The sequence below is a fragment of the Pseudomonas sediminis genome (assembly GCF_039555755.1).
Taxonomy (GTDB): Bacteria; Pseudomonadota; Gammaproteobacteria; order Pseudomonadales; family Pseudomonadaceae; genus Aquipseudomonas; species Aquipseudomonas mendocina_D.
The window spans coordinates 890,504-917,294 of sequence record NZ_CP154631.1 but is presented as its reverse complement, the minus strand read 5'-3'; the positions used below and the strand labels follow the sequence as shown (position 1 = coordinate 917,294).

Here is a 26,791-nt window from a genome sequence, read left to right as displayed (position 1 = left end):
CTTTATAATCGCTGGCCTGCTGTGGAGAAATGATGAACACCCTGCCGATCGATTCGCTGCTGCCTGATTTGCGCGATGCACTGAGCGCCCGCCACGAAGTGGTGCTGGAGGCGCCGCCCGGCGCCGGCAAGACCACCCGCGTGCCGCTGGCGCTGCTCGACGCGCCCTGGCTGGCCGGGCAAACCATCCTCATGCTCGAACCGCGCCGCCTGGCAGCGCGAGCAGCGGCTGAGCGCCTGGCCAGCGAGCTGGGCGAGCGTGTCGGCGAGACGGTCGGCTATCGCATTCGTCTGGACAGCAAGGTCGGGCCAAACACCCGTATCGAGGTGGTCACCGAAGGCATTCTCGCCCGTCGCCTGCAGGATGATCCGGCGCTGGATGGCATCGGCCTGGTGATCTTCGATGAGTTTCATGATTTGCTGATTAGTTCTCCTTTTGCTCTTGCTTGTCAGGCTTTTCAATCAAAGCCCACAAGGCTTTGATGCTCCTGCTCCTGCTCCTGCTCCTGCCTCAGCTTCCGCTTCCGCTCTCGATCTTCCTGTCCGTTGATGGTGCGCACCGCTAGCTCACTGCTCCTGGCTGCCGACCTCAAGTCAAAATCATCTCTTAGCACCCAGCATATACTGCATCCCTGATTTGGGAGCCTCGATGATTTCTCTACCTATTGACCTCGTTTTGCCAGACTTACGAGAGGCCTTGGCCAAGCGCAACGAAGTGATCCTTGAAGCTCCGCCTGGTGCGGGCAAGACCACTCGGGTGCCCTTGGCGTTGTTAAATGAACCTTGGCTTGGCGACCAGAAAATCCTAATGCTTGAGCCTCGTCGATTGGCTGCTCGAGCGGCAGCTGAGCGCTTAGCGAGTGAGCTGGGAGAGAAGGTTGGAGAGACTGTCGGCTACCGCATTCGCCTTGAAAGCAAAGTTGGCCCGAGCACCCAGATTGAAGTCGTTACTGAAGGTATCTTGGCCCGCCGCCTCCAGGATGATCCGGCGCTGGATGGGGTGGGCGTCGTCATCTTCGATGAGTACCACCTGCGAAACCTCGACTCTGACCTTGCACTGGCTCTATGCCTGAATGGCCGTGAGCTGTTGCGCGACGAGCCGCCATTAAAGCTGCTTCTGATGTCCGCAACGCTGGAAGGTGCTCGCCTTTCGAAGCTGCTGAATGAAGCGCCTGTGGTCACCAGTGAAGGAAGGATGTACCCGGTATCAACGGTATGGGGGAGCCCATATCAGCCTGGCGAGCGTATCGATGCGAGAGTCACGGACACCTGCTTGACCGCAATCAACAAGCAGTCTGGAAGCATCCTGGTATTCCTTCCTGGTCAGGCCGAGATCCGTCGCGTCCACGATCAGTTGAAAGAGCAGCTTGATGGGCGCAGCGATGTCCTGCTTTGTCCGCTTCATGGCGAGCTCGACCTCTCCGCCCAGCGGGCGGCTATTGAGCCTGCGCCTACCGGCAAACGCAAAGTAGTGCTGGCGACCAACATTGCTGAAACCAGCCTGACCATCGACGGCGTGCGGGTGGTGGTGGATGCCGGCCTGGCTCGAGTTCCTCGCTTCGATCCAGTGAGCGGCATGACCCGACTAGACACCCAACGCGTCTCGCGAGCTGCCGCTACTCAGCGTGCCGGTCGGGCAGGGCGCCTTGAACCTGGTGTGTGCTACCGACTCTGGTCAGAAGCGCAACATGACCAGCTCGCTGCCTTCGACACTGCGGAGATTCTCCAAGCGGATCTCTCCGGCCTCGCACTACAGCTCGCACGCTGGGGGGTAGAGCCTAGTGACCTCGCCTGGCTGGATGCTCCACCTGCAGCAGCATTCGCCCAAGCTCGAGACCTGCTCCTCCGCCTTGGCGCTTTCGATGATCGCGGCGCTATCACTTCTCATGGCCAAGCTATGGCGGAGCTGCCGACCCATCCGCGAATCGCTCATTTGCTCTTGCGCGGCCAGGCACTTGGGCTTGGAAACCTGGCCTGCGATGTCGCTGCACTGCTTGGCGAGAAGGACATCCTTCGTGGTGCCGGCGCTGATCTACATGATCGCATTACAGCGATGAGTAGTGAGCCCGGATCGCGCGCTAGCCGTGGAGCCGTACAGCGTGCGCGTCAGCTCGCAAGGCAATTTCGAGGCTACCTACGAGGGCCGGCATCAGAGCCGGTGGCCGACCCCGATCATCCTCGCTGGTTAGGTGCGCTCCTAGCATTCGCTTATCCAGATCGTGTTGCTCTTCAGCGTCGTGATGGTGGAGGCAACTACAGGCTAGCGAATGGTCGCGCTGCACAGTTCGGCGAGCCAGATGCGCTGATGAAAGAGCCATGGCTCGTGATCGCAGATCTGGGTAGCCGGCAAGGACAGCGTGAAGAGCGTATCTACCTGGCAGCAGCGCTCGATGCTTCTCTATTCGACACTGTTCTGGCAGAGCAGGTAACCCAGCGGGACGAACTCGAATGGGACGAGCGCGAAGGTGTGCTTAAGGCTGAGAGGCAGCGGCGCGTTGGAGAGCTTGTGCTGAGCCGCACGGCATTGCCTAGCCTTGATGAGGAGGCCCGCTCGAAGGCTCTAACTGGTCTGGTGCGACGCAAGGGGATAGAGCTGCTTCCTTGGACGCCTGAGCTCCGGCAGTGGCAGTCGCGAGTGGCTCTTCTGCGCAAGCTAGACCTGGAGCAGAAAGGTGAGAGCGAGTGGCCTGACCTCTCAGATGCTGCATTACTGAGTTCGCTGGATGCGTGGCTTGCACCTTACCTATCAAAGGTGAGCCGCCTCAGTCATTTCGCCAACTTAGATCTGCCGAGCATTCTGCTGGGCCTGTTGGCCTGGCCGCTGCCGCAACGTCTCGATGAGTTGGCACCTAAAGCGCTCGAGGTGCCCTCGGGGTCGCGCATCGCCCTGGATTACTCAGAGCATCCGCCTGTGCTCGCTGTGCGCCTGCAGGAGCTGTTTGGACTGGCTGAGACGCCGCGCATTGCAGGTGGGCGTCAGGGGGTTCTTCTGCATCTTCTATCGCCAGCTCGCAGGCCGGTGCAGGTGACTCAGGATCTAGCTAGCTTCTGGGCGAACACCTATATAGATGTGAAGAAGGATCTGAAGGGGCGGTACCCTAAGCATTGGTGGCCTGATGATCCAATGCAGGCTGAACCTACTGCTCGCGCGAAGCCTAGGAAATGACTGCCTTTCCTTGGTAAGGGACGTCGTAGGAGTCGTTTGCGCTTTCTACGCGTTCGTCTACTCTCTGCGTTCAGTGAGCCAGTCGCCTTTTTAGTGAGACGTAGGCTAAGCGAGCGTAGTCTGAGCTCCGATCAGCGGGCTTTCGTGGTCTAATTTTGTCTGTATAATCCGTGACCGTTTTGCGTTCCGTGTCTACGATGCCTTCGTCCACTAGATTGCAGTTGATTGCATTCCTATTGTGTTGAACGAATCTACGCTGCTACCTTGTAATCATTCTGTGCCTGTTTCTTGAGAGAAGCTATGAGCCTGAAAGCCCTGATCGACCTTGCCAACAACCGCCGTGATGACGTGGATTCGCACGTACGCATTCAGCGTAACGAAGCGAGCTACGAGCGCGTTCGGCAGTATGATCGCGAGATTGAGCGGCGCATCGAATCCAAGGCAGTGAGCCAAGAATTGCTGGCGAAGACCTGCAGTCTCTAATACCTATTCAAGGAAAAAGCAGCCATTGGCTGCTTTTTTTATGCCCATGATTTCATACCTGGTATCTACTTTTGAGAAGCAGACAATTACCAACCTGGTAAGAGAATGCTTTGGCTACGACTTCCCTGATATTTTCCGTAAGGATCAGGTCGACTACCTGTTCAACTACCTTAGGATCCTTGGCGCAAAGTCCGTCCTGCTTGAGCACAGCTACGTAGACAAGGACTACTTAGAGGACTTCTCCCGCTACTACGTGAAGCGCTTCGGTAACGATGGCCATAAATGTGCGCGACTGCATTTCTTCTCAAGCAAGGTAGATCATCGCCACATCACCTCGATTCTCGAGCAGGGTGCAGATGCTGGTGACTCCATCTCGGCTCTGAATGCTGACTATCTAGGTTTTGTGGTGCTTAAACCTCTGCCACGTACCTTCATCGGCAAGACCTGTTTGAAGGTAATGCCCGATGAGCGAACTGCCGACAAGGACAAGAAGCGCCTGGCGCGCACCTATAAAGTCGATTTGTTCGGCATTCCTCTATCCGTCGACTCGATTGCTTTCCAAGAGCAGGACAAGGTGGTTGCGGCTTGTGCGACGACCGCTATATGGGTCGCACTCCATTGCTTGACCTGGCGTCAGCCAAGGAGTATTCCCTCCTGTAGCGAGATCACCATTAATGCCATCAACCACATCCCTGATTCGTCCAACAGCTTTCCTAGCAAGCAGCTCAGTAACAAGCAGATCCTTAGATCACTTGATATCGAAGGACTGCGTTACCACGCGGAGAGCATAAAGGCGCCCGACAGGGCGGACTTCCTTCAGTCTGTGATTGCGCATATCGACAGCTCTCTGCCAATCATTCTTTCCGGTGAAGTTTTCAACGACGTAACAGGCAAGGACACGAGCGTAGATGTCAGCGATCAATCGACGTCCGTTGTCTCGGTGGTGCCCCTTGATGTTGCGACTCCCAAGCGCGCATTGACCAGCCGTGGTGGGCATGCAATCTGTATCGTCGGATATAAAATCGATGCCGATGAGCAGGTGCTCTATGTACATGATGACCGCCTAGGCCCATATGCAAGGGCTAAGCTCGTGGCACTCTCCGACTACGAGTTAAGAAAGGCCGCTGACGTTAAAGACCAGACGTGGGCGTTGGGCCTCCAGAAAATGTCTGAATGCGGGCAGAACTGGGAGGATCCGCACGAGCTCATAGTCCCTCTTTTCTCAGCCGTACCGTGCGAGAAAAAGGCTCGGTTGTCTTATGTGTACGTTCATGAAACCTGCCGTCTAATCGCGAACATGGCGTGGGATGAATTGCAGGATGATATGAGTCGCAGCGATCTCAAGTGGCGCACTTCGCTTCGAGAGATATCTAGCATTCGCCACGACATTTTGAGGCATGCGGCTGCCCGTCAGGTTACATCCGAAGGCTCTGTTGGTGAGGTTGACGATACTCGATTCGAGCAGTGGCAGGCCGAGAAGCTAGCGCTGCTTACAGGTGGATTCGCTCGTCTCCAATGGGAGGCAACGCTCGAGTATCAGGGCGTTCCGCTTTTCACGGTACTGTTCGATGCCAGTGAAATTCCGCAGGGCAATGCGGTGTCTGCGATCTACGTGAAGGACATTACCGTTGGGAGCGTCGTACTGGATGTATTTCGTACGAAAGATCCAGACAAAATTGAGGCTAACTCAGGTCATTTTCTCCAGTCGTTCATCCGCCATCTCACGGCTGAGAAATTGAGCAGGCTCGACTATCTAGACAGGATGTACGGCACACCTCGCGCGCCGAAGAATATCCGTGAGTCGGAGTTTCCGGACGGGAAAATCAAGCTCAACGAGACCTTGAACACCTTCTATGAGCCGGAGTGTGACACGCTCCAGGAGCGTTTCCACCGCTTCGCCAAAAAGGAGGTTGCCAATCTGATCTGGGCAATCACCGTGGATGGAGACTTGCTAGTGGCGGAGGAGCACGATAACCGTGGTCATCCTTCAATCACTGGCTTCAAGTCCGCTCGAATCGCGGGAGAGATTAGGCACTGTCATACAGACGGCTGGCTGAGCATCAACGCAGAGTCTGGTCGATACAGTCGCGACTATACGAACCCTGCAGTCTTTCTCGCGAACGCCAAGGCTCGCTTCGAGCGATATTTCCCAGGGGAGAAGTTCAAGACCGCAGGCGAGAAGCCGTATTCACGGTGTTTTGGGAAGCCGAAAGGGCAAGGGCTTGCTGCCGGCGACCTCTACATATTGAGGGAAGCCGGTACAGCAAGGATTGATTTGCTTAAGTCTTCATTGGAAGGCTAGCGATGAGCTCGCTTAGCGGTGTGATCTGGTATTCCTCTAGGTAGCTGGCACCTGACCAGGTAATCGCAAACTCTCCGGTTTCGGTCTCAACGACATCCACGCTGCTGATCAGGCACAAGAGCTCTAAGCCTTCAACTCGTGATATGCCGAATTGCTCGCTCAGCTCTGCATCGACTGCCCAGACTTTCTGCCTGTCTAGGACTGCCTTTTCGGTGCTCATCAGCTCGACTACACGGACAGTCTGAAATCCACCTGACGCGTGTATCAGGTCGGGTGCTCCTACAATCAGCGACACATACGCGTACCGATTGGATATCGCCAAGACAGCGGGGTGAGAAGGCCCTCTGCGTAAAATCCAGGCTCCGTTGGGGCCTCGCGCACTGCGGTGAGGTATCAGAGCCAGCTGGCGAATCGCAGGGTTGTCATCAAAGCAGCTCACATTAAGTTCGGGTGTTCCCAGGCGCAGCTGCGTTCCCCCATATCGTAGGGTAGTGACATTCTCGCCATGCCATTCTCCCAACGGCTCTCGTTCGCTCATTAGGCGCAAGATGGCTGGAAGTAGCTCGCGGGATTTCTTGCCTAATTGAACGAACCGTTGCTCGATTTCGTAGATGCCGTCAGAGGATAGTTCGCTGAGCTCTAAGCTATCAAAGGGTACAAATTCGCTTTCTAGCAGCCCCTCTTTCATCATCTGAGCGACATCTTCCATGCTTGTGTTGAACGCTCGGAGCTGCTCGTTGCGTAAGGGGATGCAGTCAGTTTCACGCGGCGCTCGACCTGCATGATGATCTACTGCAATCGCGTCGATGGCTGCTTGCCAATTGCATCCTGGCCCCGACCAGATTAGCACTGGCTCGCTAAATTCCACGCCAGACGCATTCTGTTCAGGCGTACCCTTGTAGAGCCTGAGCAATGGAAGGACGCCAAAGAATGCCTTGTTGACTTGGCGTGGGCTAGGTTCCCAGCCGTCACGGTGAGCGTACTGGATGACCATGTCCAGATCACCGCATTCCACCGCTCCTCGCGCATACGACCCCACTACCCAGAGTGAGGTTACGCTGATGGTTGGTGTCTGGATTTCACCCAAGAAGTCTTTGAACTCAACTACTCGTTCAGCTGCTTCATCAAGTAGTAGGCACATTCGAACGAGCTTTTTGGTGAATGACTCCCTTGGGTACCGCTTTTCCATTGCGCACACGGTCAATGCACTCCGATGGCTGCCAGGACGGCAGAAACTCTGCCCATAAACAGGCGGAGCCGACTGCCCGCGCGAAGCCTCGTAAGTAGCGTGCTGAACACAGCCGAGATCTGGTCTCGGCTATGTAGGCTAGGACTAAGTTCCTGGCGATCAAGCATCGAACCTTGGCGGTACGAGTTTCTTGCCATCGCGCCATTCTTCCGACAACACCACGCCTTCGATACCCTCCCATACCTCGCTGCCGGCATGGTCAAGGACGATAATCTGCAGTCGTCCCTTCGACCCGTTTACTGCCCTTGCAAGAACATTGAAGACCTTCCGAACCGCGTCGCGATCTTCATCGTCGAGGATGGGCTCGTTCTCCTCTTGGTCGGCGTCGTCAGCGGTTTTCCTCGTGGCGCGCTTGATTGGAAAATAGACTTGGCTCGGCTGATCGAAAACCAAGAGATGGGGTACCGCATGATTTGGGGACTTCATGAAGAACAGCTGTAGCGCCAGAAGTATTGCGATGTGGTACGCCAGCCAGTTCGCACCGCTGCCAACTTCCCAAAGAAAATCATCTCTCCCCTCGTGGCGAACCTTGATAGCCAAGTCTGGAATTGAAAGGGCGATCTGGGCGTCTTTCCACTCTGCGTCGAGATGGGGGGTGATCTTGGTGCAGATTCTGGTGATCTCGGACAGTATCTGATTCGTTTTTTGCCTGACGGCCTCGTCGGATACCTTGGGTGCCAGATCCGCAATTCGCTCTTGCAGCACCTTCACGCGGTCTGCGAGGCCGGAGTCCTGCTGAGCTTCTGCGTATGTGCTGAGGGACTGCTGGAGGCTGCCGAGGAAGCGGTCGATCTCTGTCATCCGGAACGCATGTTTGGCGGCGAGCTTATCTCGTGCCTCAATGCCTTTAATCTCCGTTTGAATGGCAGCGAGCGTTTCACTGTCCTGGCGTATCAGAGTTCGCAGCCTGACGATCTCGCTTTGAACGGAGGCTGAGACTAGAGGCGTTTCGGCTGCCACTAGCTCAATCTTCTCTAGAGCCACGCATAGCTCTTCGAGCTGAGTGGATGCGCTGAGTGCGGGAAAGGCCAACGGATTATCAGTGGAATCCGTTTTGTTTTCCGTGGCTAGGTCTCTGAGCCAGCCCGAAAGAGAAAGCCGCTGGCCAATGTTCTGAAGGGAGCTGGCGTACGACTCTGCCTCTTGTTTGACCTGCTTTAGCTCATCAAGCTTCTGCTTGCCTACAAAAAGGTTCTCACCGATAACAGTCTCGCGCGCGCGTAGCGCTGCTAACACGTTAGCGGTGGACTCTGCGGCAGCTGGTGTAACCAAAGCATCTCTCGAGCTCTTCTGCGCGATTTGATTAAGCTGCACCAACAGCTGCGCCCATTCCTTACTTGGCTGAGCGCCTGTATCGATCAGGCCGTACTCACGCGCGCGGTAGAACAGCACGTTAGCCTCCGCCTGCCAACGCTTTGAGACAGAAGCTATTGCTGCTTGCTCTGCTTGCAATACCTTGAGTTGCTTACGCAGCTCCTTGAGTTCCCAAGCGATCAAAAGCGAGCTTGAGTCAATTGCACCGAGGATGAAGGGGAATATGCTCTTGAGCTTTTCGCGGTTGCCATAGCTGTCAGCTTTGTAAAAAAGGACATCGGGGTTTGCTACTATGTTCTGAGGCTGAAAGCTAAAAGCCATCAAGTCTCGGAAGCTAGGACGGCTCTTGAAAGAAAATTCGCTACTGTCTTCTTCTCCGAAGCCGATATTAGGTAGGCCGGATAGTCGGCTTAGCTTCTCTTTTACTGCGTCGCGTGTGGTATTCTTTCGGTCGATGCGCTCAGGAATTTCTATCTCACGGCCTTCGACGATAAACATGTCGTCAGTTGACCTTTGATTGCCCGGCTCTGCCCTGGCAATAAGCTTCTTGCCCTCTTCAGTGTCAACTAATACGCCGAACCAAGCACACGTCTTGTTGGCGCTGATGGAAAATTGACCCACCCTGCCGATTGAAATTTGACCCAGGGCGGATTGCTGATTTTGTTACCAGCAACTGTGGATAAGTCTACCAGCGCAGCTGCTGTTGCCCCCACTCCCTCGCTGTCCCAGTTCAGCTGTTGAAGACCTGCCACATGCAGCCATGCAGCAGGCCGTCGTCACCATGAAATCAGAACGGCTCATCGTCCTCCGGTTCCTGGCCGCCCTTACGCTTTCGCTCGCGTGATTTGATCTTGGCCTGGGCCGCCAAGCTACTGTGTTGCAGGCGATAGGACTCGTTACCGGTTTCGACGATGTGGCAGTGGTGGGTCAGCCGATCCAGCAGGGCGGTGGTCATCTTGGCGTCGCCGAACACGCTCGACCATTCGGCGAAGCTCAGGTTGGTGGTGATCACCACGCTGGTGTGTTCGTACAGCTTGGACAGCAGGTGAAACAGCAACGCACCGCCAGCCTGGCTGAACGGCAGATAACCCAGTTCGTCGAGGATGACCAGATCCATGCGCAGCAGTGCCTGGGCGATCCGCCCGGCTTTGCCGTCGTGTTTTTCGCGCTCCAGCAGATTGACCAGATCGACCGTGGAGTAGAAGCGCACGCGCTTGCCATGCCGGGTGATGCCGGACACGGCCAGCGCGGTGGCTAGGTGGGTTTTACCGGTGCCTGGCCCACCGATCAGCACCACGTTCTGCGCGGTGTCGGTAAAGGCCAGGCTGGCCAGCTCGCTGATCAGGCGTGCGTCGGCGCTAGAGGCGTTGAAATCGAAGCTGGCCAGATCGCGGTGCATCGGCAGCTTGGCCATGTTCATCTGGTGGCTCACCGAGCGCATGGCGCGATCTGTGTGCTCTTGTTCCAGCAGGTGTTCGAGCAGCCACTTGGACGAGGCTGTGTTCGACTCACCCTGTGCAGTTAACTCCGCCCAGGCCGTGGCCATGCCGTGCAGGCGCAGCTCCTTGAGTTCCGCCATCAAATCACGCATGACCGACCTCCTCGGCCTGGCCACGCAGGCGGTCGTAGCGCGCCGTGTTAGCGACGGGGGCTTCCTTGAGCGACAAGTGGGTTTCGACGCTGGGTGGTGGTTCGGTCGCGGCCAGGCGCGCCACGACATTGAGGATGTGTTCGGCGCTCAGGCTGCCGCTTTCCAGTACCAGCTCAACAGCCACCAACACCGCATCGAGCCCGGCGACCGGTACGGCAGCCAGAACTTGCGCCATGATCCGGTCACCGCCGGCATGACGCCCCAGACCGTGCTTAAGTTGACGCAGCGGCGCCGGCAGATCAGCAAAGGGCGCGCCGTTGCGCAGCGCACCGGGCTTGCGTTCGATCAGCGGGAGGTAGTGCTGCCAGTCATAGCTGACCTGGTCGCGATCCAGCAAGCGGACATGGCTGGCGATCAGCGCGTCGTCAGCCACCACCTCGATTCGCGTCGGATACAAACGGCTGCTGACCCACTTACCCGCGTACTCACACGGCACCGAGTAGCGGTTGCGCCCGACGCTGACCAGGCAGGTGCTGGAGACCCGCGCAGGCCGCTCGACGTAACCGTCGAATGGCGCTGGCACAGGCATCAGTTCAGCGCGCTCCAACTCAAGCACTTCGGCCACACTCAGCCCGCTGTATTGAGGGTGCGTCAGCTCGTTCCAAAGCGCGCGGCAGCGCTGGCCCAGCCAGGCATTGAGTTCCTCGAAGGAGTGAAACTGACAGTCCTGGGCGTCTAGCCAGATACGCCTGCGGCTGTCTTGCACGTTCTTTTCAACGATGCCCTTTTCCCAACCAGCGGCGACGTTGCAGAAGTCCGGATCGAACAGGTAATGCGCGCACATCACCGCAAAGCGTGCATTCACCGCCCGGCCTTTGCCCTTATTGACCTTGTCGACGGCGGTCTTCATGTTGTCGTAGATGCCCCGGCGCGGCACGCCGCCCAAGGCGCCGAACGAGCGTGTATGGGCGTCAAATAACATCTCATGGCCCTGGCTCGGATACGCCACAAGCCAGAACGCACGGCTGGCACACAGCTTCAGATGTGCCACCTGCATACGCCGGTAAATGCCGCCGACCAGCAAGCCTTCCTCGCTCCAGTCAAACTGAAACGCCTCGCCAAGAGCAAAGGTCAGCGGCACAAAGGCCTGCGACGCCTTGCCCTGTCCCCCTCGCCAGGCACGGATAAACGCGGTGAGCTGGCTGTAGCCACCGTCATAACCATCGGCTTTGATTTGCGCCAACAGCGCCTTGGCACTGCGCCGCTGTTGCTTGGGGCGCAGCGAATCGGCTTTTAGCGCCTGCTCTAGCGTGGCGTGAAAAGGGCTGAGTTTGTTAAAGATCGCGCGGCGTTGGTACACCGGCTGCTTGGCCTCAGGTGCTCTGACCCACTTGCGAATCGTGTTGCGCGCCAGCCCGGTGCGCTTGGCTATCTCATGCAGCGACAGCTTGTCGCGGAAATACATCCGCCGAATTTTGCCCATCATTTCCATACTGATCACCCTGTGTTCTCCTGCTCAAAAATTGAGCAGAAGCAGTTGAACACCTGGGTCAGTTTTCAGTCGGCAGAACAGCCTCTACTGGGTCAGTTTTCGGTCAGCGGCAACACACACGTCTTTCTGATTGTTCCTACCGGGATAGCGCAACGCTCGGATGCTAGGCAGTAATCTATAATGGGAATCACGGCAGATTTTCCTGCCTTCGATGATCCGCTAATGATATTGACTTTCCCTGGGGTGAACTCGACTTCGCGGTACTTTCCGCCGTTCCGGGGCCAGAGAATCAGCCTAAGAATCTGAAGTTTCATTATAATTTTATCCGTAGAATGGCTTGTACTTCCTGTAGTGAGAGCTCTTTGCACCAATGGCCTAGTTTTTGAGCTGACTTCAGCATGTTCTTGATTTTTTCGTCGACTTGCTTAGGCGATGCATGGCGCAGAGAGGTTACCTCTGCGGATGCGGTATTGATGCTGATAAGCCCGCACTGGAGTGCAATCGATATTGAGGAAAGGCTCAACTCTCGCAGGCGCAGCATTCGATCATGAATGCCATACAGAGTCTCTTGCTCTGATTTGAACTTTCCCGCAAAAAGCCGTAGTCCTGATGAAGGATTGGTGCTTATTACGGTTTCTCGAAGTTGCTCATGGTAGATAATTGGGAGTGCCAGGAACAAAAGTGGTAAGGTGGGAGGCGCCCCAGTTCTCTGTGGTGCATAGCCCTCGACAAATTGCCAAATGAGCGCCGCTCCCAAGGCAGGGTTCTGTACTAGATAAATGTCTTCGTTGGGGTCTTGGGCAGATCTTCTGATCGCGTCCATTCGATGCTCTTTTGATGTCTTGCTGTGGGGCTATCTGGCCGCTCGGAGGTCAAAGTAGGCTTTTGTATAATGGATGCCAGCCAATTAGCTTCTCGTTCGACAAGTATTGGAAGGTGCCGCGCGAGAAGTGGTCGGGTGCTTCTTTGTTGTTGATTTTGGCGGTGAGCAGATTGCACTCATGGTGCAATGCTCGGCCTTTCTCAATGTCCGTCAGTGCGGTTTGCGTCTTGAGCTTGAGGCTGTGCAATTCCCAGTGGTCAATGAGGTCTTCTTTAAAAGCTTTGAACTGAGCCTCTACGATTAGACCTTTTTCAGCCCATCTGACCTCGCTCGCCTTGGCTCGCATGAAATCAGTCAATGCTTTGACCTTATCTCGATATCTTTTCTCGATTAGGTCGAGTTGGCGCATCATTGTTGGGAAATTATGGATGTTGGACTCTACATCCGACTCTAAGGGCGGTGGAGCCGAGTACGTCAAAAGATGGTCGTAATCAATGCTGGAGCAGAATGTTGATAGCCAGTCGGTGAAGTCGTCCCTAAGGATTCCCGGGTGTTTGCCGGCCCCAATTAGCTCATCACCTCGGGTTTTAACCCAGCCTATGGCGGCAGCGCAGGCCGTCTCAATGAAAATCTCGGGCACTGTGGCTCGGAAGTAGTCCTTGATTGGCTTAACCGGATCACTGTTTCCAGATTCGTAGTCGAACCGGGAAACTAGCAGCACCAGTTTTGCGGTGTCGAAGGAAAGGAACCTCTCCACGTAAGCGCTGCAGCCGGCTGGCTTTTCGGACTCATATCTGGCCCTGATTTCCTCCACGGCCTTCAGGACAGTCGCTTCGCTGTGCGCGTACTTCAGCTTATCGACGAGCTCTCCAGATTTTTCTTGCACGACATACAAATGAAACTTGGTTTTGGAAAGGTCAATAAGCCGGTTTTCGATAGCATCGATCCAGTTGGCGAATGTTTTCCAAAGGTCGACCGACCAATCCGAAACGGGATTTGTTGCTAGGCCGCTCTTGTCCTGCTCAACAACCACTTGGTTATTTTGCTGAACGACATCAACGTCGTCCAAGACCTCAAGCGCGACTACTGAGCCTGCTTGAGCGTTGAGGAGGTGCAGGCACTGACGAGTGGCCTGTATGGAGTAGCCATAATACTGACCCGGAGCTGATGCCCGATTCGATGAGTTGGTTTGCATCCGTGTCTTGCCTTTCCTTCGCTAATAAGCAGACGTCAAGAACGGCCCAACCAAGGCTGAAGGTCGCTTTGGAAGCGCACGTCGAAACGGATGATATCAGAGCGCCATTCGATATACAGTTCACTGCCGCAAGGCTACATTTCCGGTGTGTGGAACTGCTCTGGGGCTGCTCAATCTCCTCGAACGCTATCGCGCGACCAATTCTCCTCTGACCTCGCTGTTCGGCGAGATCTAACGCCAACTCATAGGCTCGCTCGAGTACCAAGCCTGATTTGCTCAGGGGACAATGCGCGAGTCCGAGAGCCATTAGCCGCTTAACCGGCGTGTGGAGAAACGCCTTTGGTAGGTTCTTATCCTTCTCGTTTGAGGTGGTTTTTACACCCGCAATCAGAGCTCCTGCAGCCTTGCCTCAATCTGGCCTCGTTCCCACAGACTCAGTAGCTGTAGTGGGTCTGTGCCGAACCTACTCCACGTCTCGTACGTGCCGATCCTGCCATCCGGCGATATGCACTCGTCGCAGTAGTCGAGCTCGCCGCAGTCGTTGTAAAACGTGATTTTCCACCCATCGATATAAAAATGGACATTGCCGCAGTACGTCTGACTCCAGGTCGTTTCGCTAGCGTTACGTATCTCTCGGATGCCAAGTGCGACATCCTTCAGCAGCTGGTAAACCTCACGAGCATCTAGGGCTTTATTGGGTATCACTTATAGACAGCTCCGGCTTCACTTCACGAGTTGTTGTCTACGATCATCGTTCAAGATACGCCGCAATCTAGTGGCTCAGCTATGGGTAATCACTCATACGGGGAAGAGGGAATGCAATGGCTAGTGCGAAGGGCGACGTTGAAGAGTATGTACGCGCGCTCGCGGCAGAGCACGGCGTGTCGCTCGAACAGGATGCCTATGCCAATATGGCCCAGGTGCTCACGAATCTCGGGGGCGATGATGTCCAGTTGGATCAGGTAGAGCGGCTATTGGTGGCACTGAAGAGAGCGGGCGTGGTTCAGGGGGCGGAGATGGTATTGCTCCAGGCCGAGTATCTCCGTACCAAACGGAGCTAGGGCGGGAGAGCGCTGCCGTTTACTGCAATCTCGAGATGCAGGCCGAAAACTCTATGGAACTGCCTCAGTTCCCTGAGCGCCATCGTACAACCAATCCTCCTCTGGCCTCGCTATTCGGTTCTCTCTAACTCCACGTCCTATAGCGGCTTGAGTACGGAGCCCGTTTTTTTCTGTGAGTGCTTCGTAAGTCCGAGCGCCATTAGTCTCCCAGCCAGCGTGTGAAAAATCCGCCTTATGGCGTTTTTGTGCTTCGGGCTTGGGTGGGTTTTTAATTCTCTATATCGAATTGCCAATATTCTAATAATTATTTATCTGAATATTGGCTGCCTTGTTTTTTGTGGGAAAAATTACACCGCGTGGAAAACTTTACAACTCCATGACTAATAGTGGTCAAATTTTGAGTTGCGTGGTTTTTGTTGTACGGTTAATGCTTGTGATGAGCTTTCCACAGCATGCGAGGAGTGTATGAATAAAGTGGCAGATAATATCCTTGAACAGATAATGGCAAACATGCAGCATGGCATTTCTGCAGATGAGGTGTGTTTGGATGACAATACTCGAGTTGCGCTTGAGCGTTTAATCGTTGTTGCACAGAATAGGACAGGTCAGAGCGCTCACGTTGCTGATCTACTTCTTGCTTGGTGGAGCGCAAGCGAAAATGGTGGCTTTGATCCCATGTTGTTTCGGCACGTTGATGACGCTCTGGTAACCGACTGCCTGCGGTTGCTCGTCTGGATCGGCCGCAATAATGTCTATCCTGATGCGGTGGGCTACGGCGATGAGTTCAGGATGATATGGAAGATGTGGCGTTCTAATAAATCAACTGCCTAGCTATCCCAGTGCTATCCCAGCCATAGCCGCCGTTGGCGGAGAAGCGAGCTCTCGGTAGCATTGTTCGATAGGTCATGGCCTATGACTAGATGTGCGAAACTGGTCGGATATGTTCTGTAGGCCTCGATGAATAGCTTCCCTTCACAGCTGCGCCAAGCACCTTTCAGACTGTGCTTGGTTATAGCGGCAGCGCTCGGCCTCTCTTCTCTCGAAGCGATTGCGGCTAATACCCCCTGCTCTGGAAGGAAGGGTGGTATTGCCGGCTGCGATGGTGATCTCTTCTTGTGCAATGACGGCTCGATCAGTGGTTCCAAAAAAAGCTGCACGGCTTACATGGGAGTAGGGCCTGCTCCGGTTGCGGCCCCTCAGCAACTCCTTCAAAGCAGCGGCGAGTGTGCATGTGGTACCAGCACTTTCTGTACGGGCCCACGCGGGGGCGTTTACTGCCTTACCCCCTCAGGTAAGAAAAGTTATGTGAGGCGGTGAGGAGTGCCAGAGCTGAAGCGGGATCCCCAGGAAGCAACGAAGCTAGGGCGGTCGTTTATGTCGAAAGTGGTCAGCCGAGAGTTCTGCTATGAGTAGCCCGTTATGGATTGCGCAGCGTCATGGTCAGGATTGGACTGATGATGCGGCGCTGCAGGTTATTGATTGGTTCCGCTCTAAAGTCACAGAGGCGGAATGGTCACGGCGCATGGATGCGGTAATAGAGAAATTTGAAGCAGGAAAGCGAGCGTGGGCCAAGGGGGATATAGAGCCGCTCTTTGATCCTGCGGATGCTATTTTCTGGTACCTCTTCCAAGCAACTGCATATGCATCGCCTGACTGCAGGCATGATTATTTTGAGCCTGAGGCGTTCCGGATCAGTCCGGTTTTTGCCCGATTAGGTGTGCTCCTCCCTCAGCTTACGAAGATCGTTGGTATCGAAGATCGTCTTCAGAGCCTAATCGACAAGGGCCGCAACCAGCCAGATGCAGGGTTCTATGAGCTTTTAGTTGCTGGCGCCTATAAAAGTAGAGGTTGGAAGAGCGTTACCTTTGTTCCTGAGCGCCCAGGAGTTGCGAAGACCCAAGATTTGCTGTTGGAAAGCGGGCGTCGACGCTGGGCTGCCGAGTGTAAGCGTGTGAGCCGAAATGAGTACGAAGAACAGGAGTATCAGCTGGCTGAAGCCATGGCCAGGCCAGTGCATGAATTGGCAAGGCAGCAGTGCCTATCAATCGTGCTCGAAGTGGTTTTTGTTGTAGAGCTAAAAGATATCGACCCTGGCTATCTGCTCAGCCGTCTGCAGGAGTCTTTTGATCGTCCTTACCGGCATATCTGGGATGACGGTATTTCTTGCGGTGTAATTCGCCGTGCCAACCTTCAGCAGTTGCAGACTGTGATGGTGCATGACGATGTGTTCTACGCATCTAGTAGGATGGTTGAGCTGCTAGCTGGGCACTATAGACAGGACTTTGACCACAGTGTCCAAGCTTCGTGGCAGCCTGCTTTGGATAGGCCGCTCCATGCGACTTGGGTCGACCAGGCAAGCGTGGTCAGCTGGCGAAGCGCATCATTGAATGCCGTTAAGTCCAAGGCTCGCCATTTTCGTGCACTGGTTGCGAAAGCCACTAGACAGCTCCCTGACGACTGCCCAGGCGTGATTCATGTTGGCTATGAGGCTATCGGCAATAACGCGGTCGACGAGCAACGACATCAGCGCAATCGAATGGAGATGTACGAGTTTCGTCCGGAGGGCTCGCGCTTGCGGTGGGTATATGCCAACTATCTAATGCCCGAGCACACGACAGCTAGAAATGAAAACTGGGCGGTAAGCGAAACCACGGCTTTTTACCGCATTGGGCGACATCGCACAGGGGAGCCACTGCCGGATCACCTGATATTAAGTGGTGAAGATGGACTTCCTGGCGATCATTGGTAGGGGATAGTTGTCAGGGGAGGAGGTTTTGGGCATGGCCCAGAACCTCTGTTTTCTAGCGTCCTTCGCCGGAAACAGCGCGCCTCACCAAGCCTATCCACGAACCCCAATCACCTCATCCCAGCGCGTCGTGTACCTCTGGCTCAACATCTCTCGCCGCATAGCCCAAGCAGGCTTCGCCGGCACTCGGCCAATACGCATCGTGTTCCTTCCTTGCCGCTGATTGATCTGGTCGACAACTGCCATCAACTGGTCAGCGCCTGGACGCGGTTTGGGCGCAAAGAGATCTGGTGTGAGCTCGCCGCGTTGGCTTAGATCCATGAGCAGGATGCTGCACTTAGAGAACGGATATCCTGGTCTGTAGATTTGGCCCAGGCCGCGCTGGGCGAGCGCCAGAATCTCCCGAGTGTCATCTGTTGGGGAAGGTAGAGCCAGGGTCACTGAGTTTGCGTAACGGGGCCCGTCAAAGTCAGCCAATTGGGTCTGAAGGCCCACCTGAATCGTGCTGCACAGCGAGCTCTGAGCGCGTAGCTTCTCAGCGGCTCGAGCAACATACGCGGCAAGCGCTTCGCGGATCGGTGGCAGCTGTGTTTGGCGCACACCGAACATCTTGCTACTGCAGATTGCCTCCTTCGGTGGAGGGCCTTCACTGAAGCTAATGCAGCTCACCCCGCGCAACTCACGTGCCGTCCGCTCCATGGTCACGCCGAAGGTCTTGCGCAGCGTACCGACATCAAACTGGGTCAGATCCCATGCCGTGGAAATCTTCAGCGCTGCTAGCTTGGCAGCGGAGCGATGACCTACACCCCACACTTCGGAGACTGGTGCCAGGCGCATTAGTTTTTCCTGACGGATGGGGTCAGTTAGGTCGAGTACACCCCCGGTGCCTTTCCATTTCTTTGCCGCCCAGTTGGCGAGCTTCGCGAGTGTTTTGGTAGTGCTAATACCCACACCGACCGGCATGCCGATTTCTCTGGCGAGGCGCACGCGGATGCTTCGACCTAGCTCCGCAGGATCATCAACGCCGGTCATGTCCCCCCAGGCTTCATCAATCGAGTAGACCTCAATGCCTGGCAGCATCTCAGCCATCACCCGCATCACGCGGTTGCTGATGTCGGCGTAGAGCGTGTAGTTGCTAGAGCGCGCGACCACACCTTGGCGGCGCATTTCATCGCGCACCTTGTAATACGCAGCCCCCATGCCGATACCCATAGCCTTGGCCTCAGCTGAGCGTGCGATGATGCAGCCATCGTTGTATCTGAATGACCCTAACAGTTAGTTGAGTGTAAGATATTGATTTATAAGCAAATTAACTCCCTAACATTTTTTTGATTATTTTCCTTCGTTCCTGATGGCGATACTCCTCGACTAAGCCTATTTCAGACGTGGCTTCGCAAAGCAGGGCGGCGGATCGCAATCGACGATAGCTTCACTGTATACTTTTGGCTCCGCATACCCCTTGAGCTACAGGAACACCAGCATGACTGTACTCCAAACGCTCTACTGGCAGCCTACGCCGCCTTAGCGCTACGCCCCCTCGCAACAACCTCGCCTCCGCCAGTTTCGCTGGCTGCTGCGTACTGCTGTATGCCCGGTTCTTACACCCAAAGCGCACAGCAAAATAATCCTCACAATTTGAATTCGTATCGACGCGCTCGCCATTTTCCTGGCATGCGTGCGGTGCATTGCTTTGGATATTCTGATGCTACAAACACTCAAACAAACGTGGTTTTCCAACGTCCGTGGCGACGTGCTCGCGGGGATCGTCGTCGCACTTGCGCTGATCCCTGAAGCCATCGCTTTCTCTATCATTGCGGGCGTCGACCCCAAAGTTGGTCTCTACGCCTCATTCTGTATCGCCGTGGTGATCGCCTTTGTCGGTGGCCGCCCAGGCATGATTTCAGCCGCGACAGGGGCCATGGCACTGCTGATGGTGACCCTGGTCAAGAACCATGGTCTTGAATATCTGCTGGCCGCCACGCTGCTGTGTGGCGTGTTGCAAATTGGTGCTGGCTACCTGAAGCTCGGCTCGCTGATGCGCTTCGTTTCGCGCTCGGTGGTGACCGGCTTCGTCAATGCACTGGCGATCCTGATTTTCATGGCTCAGCTGCCCGAGCTGACCAATGTCACCTGGCACGTCTACGCCATGACAGCCGCAGGCCTCGGCATCATCTACCTATTTCCCTATATCCCCAGGATCGGCAAGCTCATCCCATCGCCACTGGTGTGCATCATCGTGCTGACCGCAGTCGCCATGTCGGTTGGGCTGGATATCCGCACGGTCGGTGATATGGGGGAACTGCCGGATACGCTGCCAATCTTTCTCTGGCCTGACGTGCCGCTGACGTTCGAGACGTTGGCCATCATCTTCCCTTACTCGGCAGCGCTGGCCGTGGTCGGTCTGCTGGAGTCGATGATGACCGCGACTATTGTCGACGACCTGACCGACACCCCCAGCGACAAGAACCGCGAGTGCAAGGGCCAGGGCGTGGCCAACATTGCTTCGGGTCTGATCGGCGGTATGGCCGGCTGCGCGATGATTGGTCAGTCGATCATCAACGTGAAATCCGGCGGTCGTTCTCGTCTGTCCTCCCTGGCCGCAGGTGTATTCCTGCTGCTGATGGTGGTGTTCCTCGGCGACTGGCTGAAGCAGATCCCGATGGCTGCGCTGGTGGCAGTGATGATCATGGTGTCCATCGGCACCTTCAGTTGGGATTCGCTGCGCAACCTGAAGAAGCACCCGTTGTCGACCAACATTGTCATGGTCGTCACCGTTGTGGTCGTGGTGGCCACCCACAACCTTGCCTTCGGCGTGTTGGCCGGCGTGCTGCTGGCCGCGATGTTCTTCGCCAACAAGGTTGGCCATTACATGGCGATCAGTTCTTCGCTGGACGAATCCGGCGAGCATCGTAGCTATAACGTCACTGGCCAGGTGTTCTTCAGCTCGGCAGACAAGTTCGTCGCGGCCTTCGACTTCAAAGAAGCCCTGAACAAGGTAACCATCGACCTGAATCGCGCCCACTTCTGGGATATCACCGCAGTTGCTGCCCTGGACAAGGTGGTTATCAAGTTCCGCCGCGAAGGCACCGAAGTTGAAGTGTTAGGTCTCAACGAAGCGAGCGCCACTATCGTGGATCGATTCGGAGTTCACGATAAACCCGACGCCATTGATCAACTCATGGGCCACTGAGAAGGAGAACAACGATGACCCAAGTAATTGCCTGTATCGACGGTTCCACCTCGGCTCCAGCTGTGTGCGACTACGCAGCCTGGGCCAGTCTGAGCCTGGAAGCCCCGCTGACCTTCTTGCATGTGCTGGATCAGCGCCAGTACCCAGTTGCGGCCGACTTGAGTGGCAATATCGGCCTTGGCAGCCGCGAGCATCTGCTCGATGAGCTTGCTTCCCTGGATGAACAGCGCGGTAAGTTGGCCCTGGAGCAGGGGCGGATCATGTTAACGGCCGCGAAAGAGCGGGCCATGACGGATGGTGTGACCGCGCCGGAGTCCAAGCAACGTCATGGCGATCTGCTGGAAAACCTGCAAGAGCTGGAAAGCGAAACGCGCCTATTGGTCATCGGTCGCCAAGGCGAGTCTAGCGGCGGTCTGAGTCAGCATGTCGGAAGCCAGCTGGAGAGCGTGATTCGTATCATGCACCGGCCAATCCTGGTCACCCCGGCCAACTTCCAAAAGCCCGAGAGCGCGATGCTGGCCTTCGATGGCAGCGCTACTACCCGCAAGGGTGTGGAGATGCTGGCGGCCAGCCCCCTGCTGAAGGGGCTGCCGATCCACCTGGTGATGGTTGGGCCAGTGAACGACGAATCGTCCGCGCAGCTGGACTGGGCGCAGAAAGTGCTGCTCAACGTCGGATTCACTGTTCGCGCCGAGACCCTGAACGGCGAGATAGAGCCTACCTTGCACGCCTATCAGAAAGAGCACGGCATCGACCTGCTGGTGATGGGGGCCTACGGTCATTCGCGCATCCGTCAGTTTCTGGTCGGCAGCACCACGACCAGCATGCTGCGCACCACCACTGGCCCACTGTTGCTGCTGCGCTAACGGCCATGGACGACGCCCTCGATCTTGCCCATTTCAAGACCCTACTGGAACAGCGGGCTGCCGAGCTGGATCGGTTGCTGGAAGACGCTGAGTCTCGCTCGCAATCGGTGGAGTTGGATCAAAGCAAGGTAGGGCGTCTGTCGAGGATGGACGCACTCCAGCAGCAAGCGATGAACGATGCCATCCGCAGTCGGGCGCAGCATGAACGCGTCCGCCTCCAGCTGGCCCTCAAGCGTTGGCACGAGGGCGAGTATGGCTGGTGTAACCAATGCGGCGAGTTGATCGCCTCGGGCCGCCTGGAATTCGATCCGGCCACGCCGTTGTGCATCACCTGTGCGAGCCGCGCCGAGTCGGATTGAAACCATGACAGCTCGTGACGTCAGTCCCAATTAACGAGGCTTCTAATGTATTTGATGGCTAAAAACTGGTTGGGCCGAACACAGAAAACAAGTGCCTGGATGTGGGCACTGCTGTGCTTTGTATTGCTTACCGTATTCCAAGTCCGCACCCATCACCTTGATGATCGGTTGTACTTCTGGATCAAGACCCACTGGCACACCGACGATTGGCAGGAGCGCTCTGTGTGGCTGCCTGACTATCGGGTTGAGCTCGATGCTAAGCCGGTTCCCGGTGTGGACAACAACCTTTCGGGCCTGACCTTCGACCCTGACCTGAACCTGCTATGGGCGGTTACCAACGGCCCAAACGAACTATTGGCCCTCAGTCGTGACGGTGACGTGGAAAGGCGCTATAGCCTGGACGGTTTCCACGATGTGGAGGCGGTGTCCTATGCCGGCAACGGCCAACTGGTAATCGCCGAGGAGCGCCGGCAGAGCCTTGTTATCGTGGATGTCCCCCTCGCCGAAGGCAGTAAGCTTTCTCCCGGTCGCTCATTGAGCCGAGACCAGTATCCAGCTCTGACCTTGGCACTTGGCAAGGCGGACAACAAAGGCCTTGAAGGGCTCGCCTACGACCTGAAAGGTGATCGCTTGTTTGTGACCAAGGAGCGTGACCCTCGCCAATTGCTGGAAGTGGGCGGCCTTCGTGCCAGCCTGGCAGGAGGTTTTTCCCTGCACGTGCGCGACCTGTCCAACTTGGTAAAGGACAAGGTATTTGCCACTGACTTGTCTTCGGTCGTCTTCGATCAACAGAGTGGCCACCTGATATTGCTCAGCGACGAGTCGAAACTGCTGATTGAAATCACCGATGAGGGCAAGGTGGTGAGTTTCCGCTCCTTGGCGAGGGGGTTTGCTGGTTTGCTGAAAGGCATACCCCAAGCCGAAGGCGTAACCATCGACGATGAAGGGTATTTGTACGTGGTCAGCGAGCCGAACTTGTTCTATCGCTTTACCCGCGAGACAGACTGACCAGTCAACAAGCTACAGTCAGGCGTGGCCGGGACGCTTGAACTGTTAGCGTGCGATTTTTACGAATTCTGCGGGTTCCCCATCAGGGCCTAGTTGGGCCCTGGTTTCAGAGGGAGTGCGGTGACCTTACCGTTGGCAACCGCCTTCAGCTGAATCATCTCGAATATTAGTCGCTGGTTAACCGAAGCCAGCCGAGCTACCTCCGCTAAAAGCTGATCATTCTCTGCACGGAGCACCCTGTTCTTTTCTTTCTCGCTCATCAACGCTTGATGCTTAGAGTCTCGCTGGGCTCGCACCGACTTGCCAACGATGTTGCGAATCCTTTCCGCTATGCTTGGGTAAGTGTTATGGATGAGTCCCGGAGTCACACCTGCGGCACGGGCAACGGATGTGATGGAAAGCTTTCCGTCACCAGCAATGAGATCGTCGACGACCTTGTTGAGCGCGGCGAGTGTCTTCGACCTGGAGCGAATAGGAGAGTCAGGGCCCACCGCCTGTCTAGTCATTTGCCGCCTCCTCCATTTCCTCAACTGGAGAAAGGCCAAGGCTGGTAATTACATCTAGTGCAACCTGCAAGTCGCGTTCTGCGCGCTGCCTAACAGCCGGGCCTGCATCCTCAATTTTTATCAGCTCTCGCTGTTGAATGTAGATGTCCTGCCAAGTGCTGGCGAAGACTTCATCGATCACCGAATTTTTGCACCCTGGACACCGTGTGGCTTCGTATAGACCAGCACCTCCGCAGCCCCGCTCTGTGGCGATGCACCAGCCGTGTCCAGTCGCACGAATGTTGGCATGTGGGGCGGTCTGGGCAAGCAAAGCAGCTCTATCCTTGATTGGAATTGCCCGCAATTCCACAATCTTTTCGCCAGCGCCCCCTGCCAGTGGCTGATCATCGAGCCATGATTCGATCAGGTCAATTTTAAACTCTGTCATCTGCTGGAAGATCTCATCAAAGAGAGTCAGGTCTTGCTGCGGATTGGATGCATAGAGTTGGGTCATACTCATGCTGCTGTGTTTGAACTGCCATTTGAGGTAGATCAATGAAGTGCGGCCCATACGGGATTCTACAAAGCATCTTGCATATGTTCGCCTGCATTGATGCGTCCTCAACGGCCAATCGCTTCCAGCGGCTTTAGCTATACGGTCAAACGCAGCATTGGATGCTTGCCCGCTGAGAGCCTCAACATGATGGCTTTCCTGAACTTTCCCTCCTTGTGTGTTTCGTCCCAAAAATAGTTTATTCGCGTCTTTTCGGGCTTTTTCGAGCCTAAGGAGATGTTCAGTTGAATACGAAAAATCCCGATTGCTTGCAAGCTGTCTAATCTCTTCATCCAGCTCTTTTCTGATGGGTGCTGAATATTTTGCCAAAAGACTTAAAGCTTCAATCGTTAGTTCTGGCACAAGATATTCGACTTGGCCTTTACCTGTCTTGTGCTCGACTGTGGTCACCCAGCAAAAATTAATTCCATTTCTTAACTCTTTGCGCCAAGCGCCAACCTCAATTCCAATTGCCTCGTCATTGCGCATGCCGCTAGTGATTGAAACTATATACAGAACAGCATCTCTGCAACGAATTGCCATCCGTTCATCACTAGGATGATATCCAATACCATTGACTGCCAATTCGGCCTTCATCTCCCGGACAATGCTTTCGCAATAGTTGAAAATCCTAGATTGTTCATCATGAGGAATGATATCTGTTCGCCCGACGTTTTTAGTGGCAGCACCCAACCCTTTTACATTCGCGACCCCACAAATCCGCCACAATGTCGAATTACCCCAAGGATAACTCTGAATGGGAAACATCGTGTCGACAGAAAACACCCAAAGAAAATCAATAACCCGTAATCGCCCATACAGCGGGAGAGGCCTTAACTTCAATTCATATTTGCAATGATGAACGTAATTGCTGACATGGATCGGACGGACATCTGCAAAGCTTGAAACTCCTAGATTGTTTAACCAGCGAACAAAAGGCATCACGCTGACGACGGCGAAAGTAGTAATGCCCCGTGCGATAGGAGGTTTGGATCTAGGCATTCCTCTTTTAAACCAAGCATAAGCAACAGCTTTGCAGTCATCAATAAGCGCCCGAGGCATGCCCATATCCCAGTTGATGAATTTATAAGAATGAGCAATATTGGCCTGATCAAAAAACGGGCGAAGATCCCACTGTGCATCGCCAAACCTGCTAAGAACGAAGGTTTCTCCATCTTCATTAACGATAGCGCTGATCACGATTGCATCCCGCTCTGCGGGACTTAGACCATTCGCTGAAACTGGCTGTGCGATGAGGACATCATATGCCTTTAACACCGCATTCGTGGTTCTTATGCTCAAATTTCGCCGCCCAATTTTTTCTTCATGAACTCGATTTTTTTAGCCCAGAACAAGTGCGGAGATGACTCAGCCTGAGCCCTTGCTTGCGAAACCAATGCAAGATCAAACTTCTGGGTGAAATCATCTATCAATCGAATATAGTCAAACTGACGCTTGCGCCATGCGCCCCACTCGTCCGTGAGAAAGTATTCGACTTCTGCATACAAGAATTGTTGGTAGCTGAACAGCCGGTATAAGTCCTCCAAGGTGCCTACAATTGCATAGCTAGGGCAACCGAGGCAGTGGATGAATTCAGAACAATGATTGACGCCATCCTTTGGTGCCAGACTACCGTAAAGGCTATCTTTGCAGCCGCCTGGTGGGGTTGGTATAACGTTTATGCCACGTAGTTTGTCCGGAAAAGCCTCCCCAACAAATGTCGCCCCGTCGACCTTGATCTCATCGTTGATTTTCAAATAGTGATTATCGGCGACACCAGGGGTATGACCCATAACGGAGGAAACTTCTATAATGTCGCCACCGCTCAGTTTCCACAAACGGCTTTCCATAGTCTTTCGCAGCCGACTAAGCGTGACATTTAGCCGATTGCCTTGATCATCCTGAAGCGCATGACGCTCACAAATGCTTTTTGCCGTGACATATAAAGCACCGGGTGTAAGGGTAACGATGTCGTTCGAGCGGCCAGGCTGGCCCGAGCGATATAACCACACACATGAAGATATTTCATCAGGTGCCAGTGCTACGAGTGGCTTAGAAATCTCCAGCGCCTTATTGAGGACTGCCACCCCATCCAGGGGAATAGCACTGTACTCATCTAGCAGATTAGTCTGACGGATTGTTTTGCTCTGTGCGCCTTTACCTCGACGTTTGACGGTAGTAATCAACCTGAGATTAGGAATAAATGGGTGAGGCTGTAGGGCATCCCTTTTCATCTCCAAGAGCGGCGTAGTATTGATTCCAGACCTTGCCGCAGTAATTAGTAGCAATACAGCCATCGCCTCCGCGCCATTTCCAAGGAATGTACCCTTATGGATGGCAATAAGATCTGACTTCAAAGCGCCAATCAGCCTTTGCATTTCACCCAAGGTGAGCGGATCTGCATCTTTAGTGCTCTGCGAATTATTAGGAAATGGATTGAGGGGCAAAAGATCGTCAAGATTAACTTCAATAAATCCATATTCAGCCAAAACAACAACTAACGACTTGAAGCTAGTATAGTAATTCTTGGCTGTCGAGCCGTTAGGGTATTTTAGCCTCAGCCAAGAGACGTATCGATCCAAGTGGCTTTTGGTAAGACTGTTTGGCGTTGCAGGTGGCGACTTGACCGAACCTCCACTCAAGAAATTTATAAAAAATCTCAGCCCGTTCGTAGAGTAACCAATCAAGGTCGTCACTGAGAAGTTTCCTCCTTGTAGCAAAGCTTTGATAACGTGAAGACTTTGAATTGCCCAAGCGTCGAAGCCCAAGCCTAAATATTTCGTATGATCGAGTTGCCTGTGGTTTCTCGGGTTTCTCGGCAGGTCAATCTTGATATCATCTTCGACAGCCTCGAATCCTTTTGTAACCGACCGCATAACCGCCTTGTAGCTTTTTTGCCGAGCCAATGG

The 26,791-nt window shown here is 54.8% G+C and carries 22 protein-coding genes and 1 pseudogene; 12 read left to right on the top strand and 11 right to left on the bottom strand.

All coding sequences use genetic code 11. The annotated features are described in order from the left end of the window. Nucleotides 1-32: 32 nt before the first annotated feature. The 4 genes and pseudogenes from AAEQ75_RS04380 to AAEQ75_RS04365 form a co-directional block, all read left to right on the top strand. Nucleotides 33-446, top strand: a pseudogene (locus AAEQ75_RS04380) (DEAD/DEAH box helicase); the annotation flags it as partial. 202 nt (nucleotides 447-648) lie between these two features. Continuing rightward, nucleotides 649-3,165, top strand: coding sequence for an ATP-dependent helicase HrpB (hrpB, locus tag AAEQ75_RS04375; RefSeq protein ID WP_343350977.1), 2,517 nt, complete (start codon nucleotides 649-651; stop codon nucleotides 3,163-3,165). Between the two features lie 300 nt (nucleotides 3,166-3,465). Further along, nucleotides 3,466-3,648 carry a hypothetical protein gene (locus tag AAEQ75_RS04370; protein ID WP_343350976.1) on the top strand — a complete coding sequence of 61 codons (183 nt, stop codon included), beginning with the start codon at nucleotides 3,466-3,468 and terminating at the stop codon, nucleotides 3,646-3,648. Between the two features lie 25 nt (nucleotides 3,649-3,673). After that, nucleotides 3,674-5,950, top strand: a complete 2,277-nt coding sequence (locus tag AAEQ75_RS04365) for a hypothetical protein (protein WP_343350975.1) — start codon at nucleotides 3,674-3,676, stop codon at nucleotides 5,948-5,950. Here the strand turns inward: AAEQ75_RS04365 and AAEQ75_RS04360 are convergent. From AAEQ75_RS04360 to AAEQ75_RS21910, 7 genes are all read right to left on the bottom strand, one after another. Further along, nucleotides 5,928-7,139 carry a hypothetical protein gene (locus tag AAEQ75_RS04360; protein WP_343350974.1) on the bottom strand — a complete coding sequence of 404 codons (1,212 nt, stop codon included), beginning with the start codon at nucleotides 7,137-7,139 and terminating at the stop codon, nucleotides 5,928-5,930. The genes AAEQ75_RS04365 and AAEQ75_RS04360 overlap by 23 nt on opposite strands. Before the next feature lie 159 nt (nucleotides 7,140-7,298). Continuing rightward, entirely contained in the window at nucleotides 7,299-9,011 is a 1,713-nt protein-coding gene (locus AAEQ75_RS04355) for a DUF3732 domain-containing protein (protein WP_343350973.1), read from the bottom strand. 289 nt (nucleotides 9,012-9,300) lie between these two features. Continuing rightward, nucleotides 9,301-10,104, bottom strand: a complete 804-nt coding sequence (gene istB, locus AAEQ75_RS04350) for an IS21-like element ISPst3 family helper ATPase IstB (RefSeq protein ID WP_011911830.1) — start codon at nucleotides 10,102-10,104, stop codon at nucleotides 9,301-9,303. After that, nucleotides 10,097-11,596: an IS21-like element ISPst3 family transposase gene (istA, locus tag AAEQ75_RS04345; protein WP_153605164.1), complete on the bottom strand. Its 1,500-nt coding sequence runs from the start codon at nucleotides 11,594-11,596 to the stop codon at nucleotides 10,097-10,099. The genes istB and istA overlap by 8 nt, the downstream gene beginning before the upstream one ends. 313 nt (nucleotides 11,597-11,909) lie before the next feature. After that, complete coding sequence (locus AAEQ75_RS04340) at nucleotides 11,910-12,419, bottom strand: three component ABC system middle component (RefSeq protein ID WP_343350972.1); 510 nt, start codon at nucleotides 12,417-12,419, stop codon at nucleotides 11,910-11,912. A gap of 49 nt (nucleotides 12,420-12,468) precedes the next feature. Continuing rightward, nucleotides 12,469-13,614 (bottom strand): ABC-three component system protein, encoded by a 1,146-nt coding sequence (locus AAEQ75_RS04335; protein ID WP_343350971.1) that lies wholly within the window; start codon nucleotides 13,612-13,614, stop codon nucleotides 12,469-12,471. A gap of 387 nt (nucleotides 13,615-14,001) precedes the next feature. Then, entirely contained in the window at nucleotides 14,002-14,319 is a 318-nt protein-coding gene (locus tag AAEQ75_RS21910) for a DUF7693 family protein (protein WP_430523445.1), read from the bottom strand. 116 nt (nucleotides 14,320-14,435) lie between these two features. Between AAEQ75_RS21910 and AAEQ75_RS04330 the strand changes: the two genes are divergently transcribed. The 4 genes from AAEQ75_RS04330 (at nucleotide 14,436) to AAEQ75_RS04315 (ending at nucleotide 17,424) form a co-directional block, all read left to right on the top strand. After that, nucleotides 14,436-14,675, top strand: a complete 240-nt coding sequence (locus AAEQ75_RS04330) for a hypothetical protein (protein WP_343350970.1) — start codon at nucleotides 14,436-14,438, stop codon at nucleotides 14,673-14,675. A 465-nt stretch (nucleotides 14,676-15,140) separates the two neighbouring features. Continuing rightward, on the top strand, nucleotides 15,141-15,506 hold the full coding sequence (locus AAEQ75_RS04325; protein ID WP_343350969.1) for a DUF7673 family protein: 366 nt from the start codon (nucleotides 15,141-15,143) through the stop codon (nucleotides 15,504-15,506). 126 nt (nucleotides 15,507-15,632) lie between these two features. Beyond that, on the top strand, nucleotides 15,633-15,992 hold the full coding sequence (locus tag AAEQ75_RS04320; RefSeq protein ID WP_343350968.1) for a hypothetical protein: 360 nt from the start codon (nucleotides 15,633-15,635) through the stop codon (nucleotides 15,990-15,992). An 88-nt stretch (nucleotides 15,993-16,080) separates the two neighbouring features. Continuing rightward, nucleotides 16,081-17,424, top strand: coding sequence for a hypothetical protein (locus AAEQ75_RS04315; RefSeq protein ID WP_343350967.1), 1,344 nt, complete (start codon nucleotides 16,081-16,083; stop codon nucleotides 17,422-17,424). Nucleotides 17,425-17,514: 90 nt separating this feature from the next. Here AAEQ75_RS04315 and AAEQ75_RS04310 read toward each other — a convergent pair whose 3' ends face one another. Then, nucleotides 17,515-18,633 carry a DUF4113 domain-containing protein gene (locus tag AAEQ75_RS04310; RefSeq protein ID WP_343350966.1) on the bottom strand — a complete coding sequence of 373 codons (1,119 nt, stop codon included), beginning with the start codon at nucleotides 18,631-18,633 and terminating at the stop codon, nucleotides 17,515-17,517. A 490-nt stretch (nucleotides 18,634-19,123) separates the two neighbouring features. Here AAEQ75_RS04310 and AAEQ75_RS04305 point away from each other — a divergent pair, with 490 nt between their 5' ends. Genes AAEQ75_RS04305 through AAEQ75_RS04290 form a run of 4 tightly spaced genes read left to right on the top strand, consistent with a single transcriptional unit; the run spans nucleotide 19,124 to nucleotide 22,844 of the window. After that, nucleotides 19,124-20,611 (top strand): SulP family inorganic anion transporter, encoded by a 1,488-nt coding sequence (locus AAEQ75_RS04305; RefSeq protein WP_028692951.1) that lies wholly within the window; start codon nucleotides 19,124-19,126, stop codon nucleotides 20,609-20,611. A gap of 14 nt (nucleotides 20,612-20,625) precedes the next feature. Beyond that, the gene (locus AAEQ75_RS04300) at nucleotides 20,626-21,477 is read left to right on the top strand and encodes a universal stress protein (RefSeq protein ID WP_028692952.1); all 852 of its coding nucleotides are present in this window, start codon (nucleotides 20,626-20,628) and stop codon (nucleotides 21,475-21,477) included. Between the two features lie 5 nt (nucleotides 21,478-21,482). Continuing rightward, a complete protein-coding gene (locus AAEQ75_RS04295; RefSeq protein WP_028692953.1) occupies nucleotides 21,483-21,836 on the top strand; it encodes a TraR/DksA family transcriptional regulator in 354 nt (117 codons plus the stop codon). Nucleotides 21,837-21,881: 45 nt separating this feature from the next. Beyond that, nucleotides 21,882-22,844: an SdiA-regulated domain-containing protein gene (locus AAEQ75_RS04290; RefSeq protein ID WP_028692954.1), complete on the top strand. Its 963-nt coding sequence runs from the start codon at nucleotides 21,882-21,884 to the stop codon at nucleotides 22,842-22,844. A gap of 89 nt (nucleotides 22,845-22,933) precedes the next feature. Here the strand turns inward: AAEQ75_RS04290 and AAEQ75_RS04285 are convergent, their stop codons facing one another. The 3 genes from AAEQ75_RS04285 to AAEQ75_RS04275 all read right to left on the bottom strand — a co-directional run bounded on the left by AAEQ75_RS04285 (nucleotide 22,934) and on the right by AAEQ75_RS04275 (nucleotide 26,788). Then, nucleotides 22,934-23,350, bottom strand: coding sequence for a TetR family transcriptional regulator (locus tag AAEQ75_RS04285; protein WP_079384160.1), 417 nt, complete (start codon nucleotides 23,348-23,350; stop codon nucleotides 22,934-22,936). After that, the gene (locus tag AAEQ75_RS04280) at nucleotides 23,343-25,082 is read right to left on the bottom strand and encodes a tyrosine-type recombinase/integrase (RefSeq protein WP_223271185.1); all 1,740 of its coding nucleotides are present in this window, start codon (nucleotides 25,080-25,082) and stop codon (nucleotides 23,343-23,345) included. Before AAEQ75_RS04280 ends, AAEQ75_RS04285 begins: the two co-directional genes overlap by 8 nt. Nucleotides 25,083-25,180: 98 nt before the next feature. Then, nucleotides 25,181-26,788, bottom strand: coding sequence for a hypothetical protein (locus AAEQ75_RS04275; RefSeq protein WP_032904191.1), 1,608 nt, complete (start codon nucleotides 26,786-26,788; stop codon nucleotides 25,181-25,183). Nucleotides 26,789-26,791: the final 3 nt, after the last annotated feature.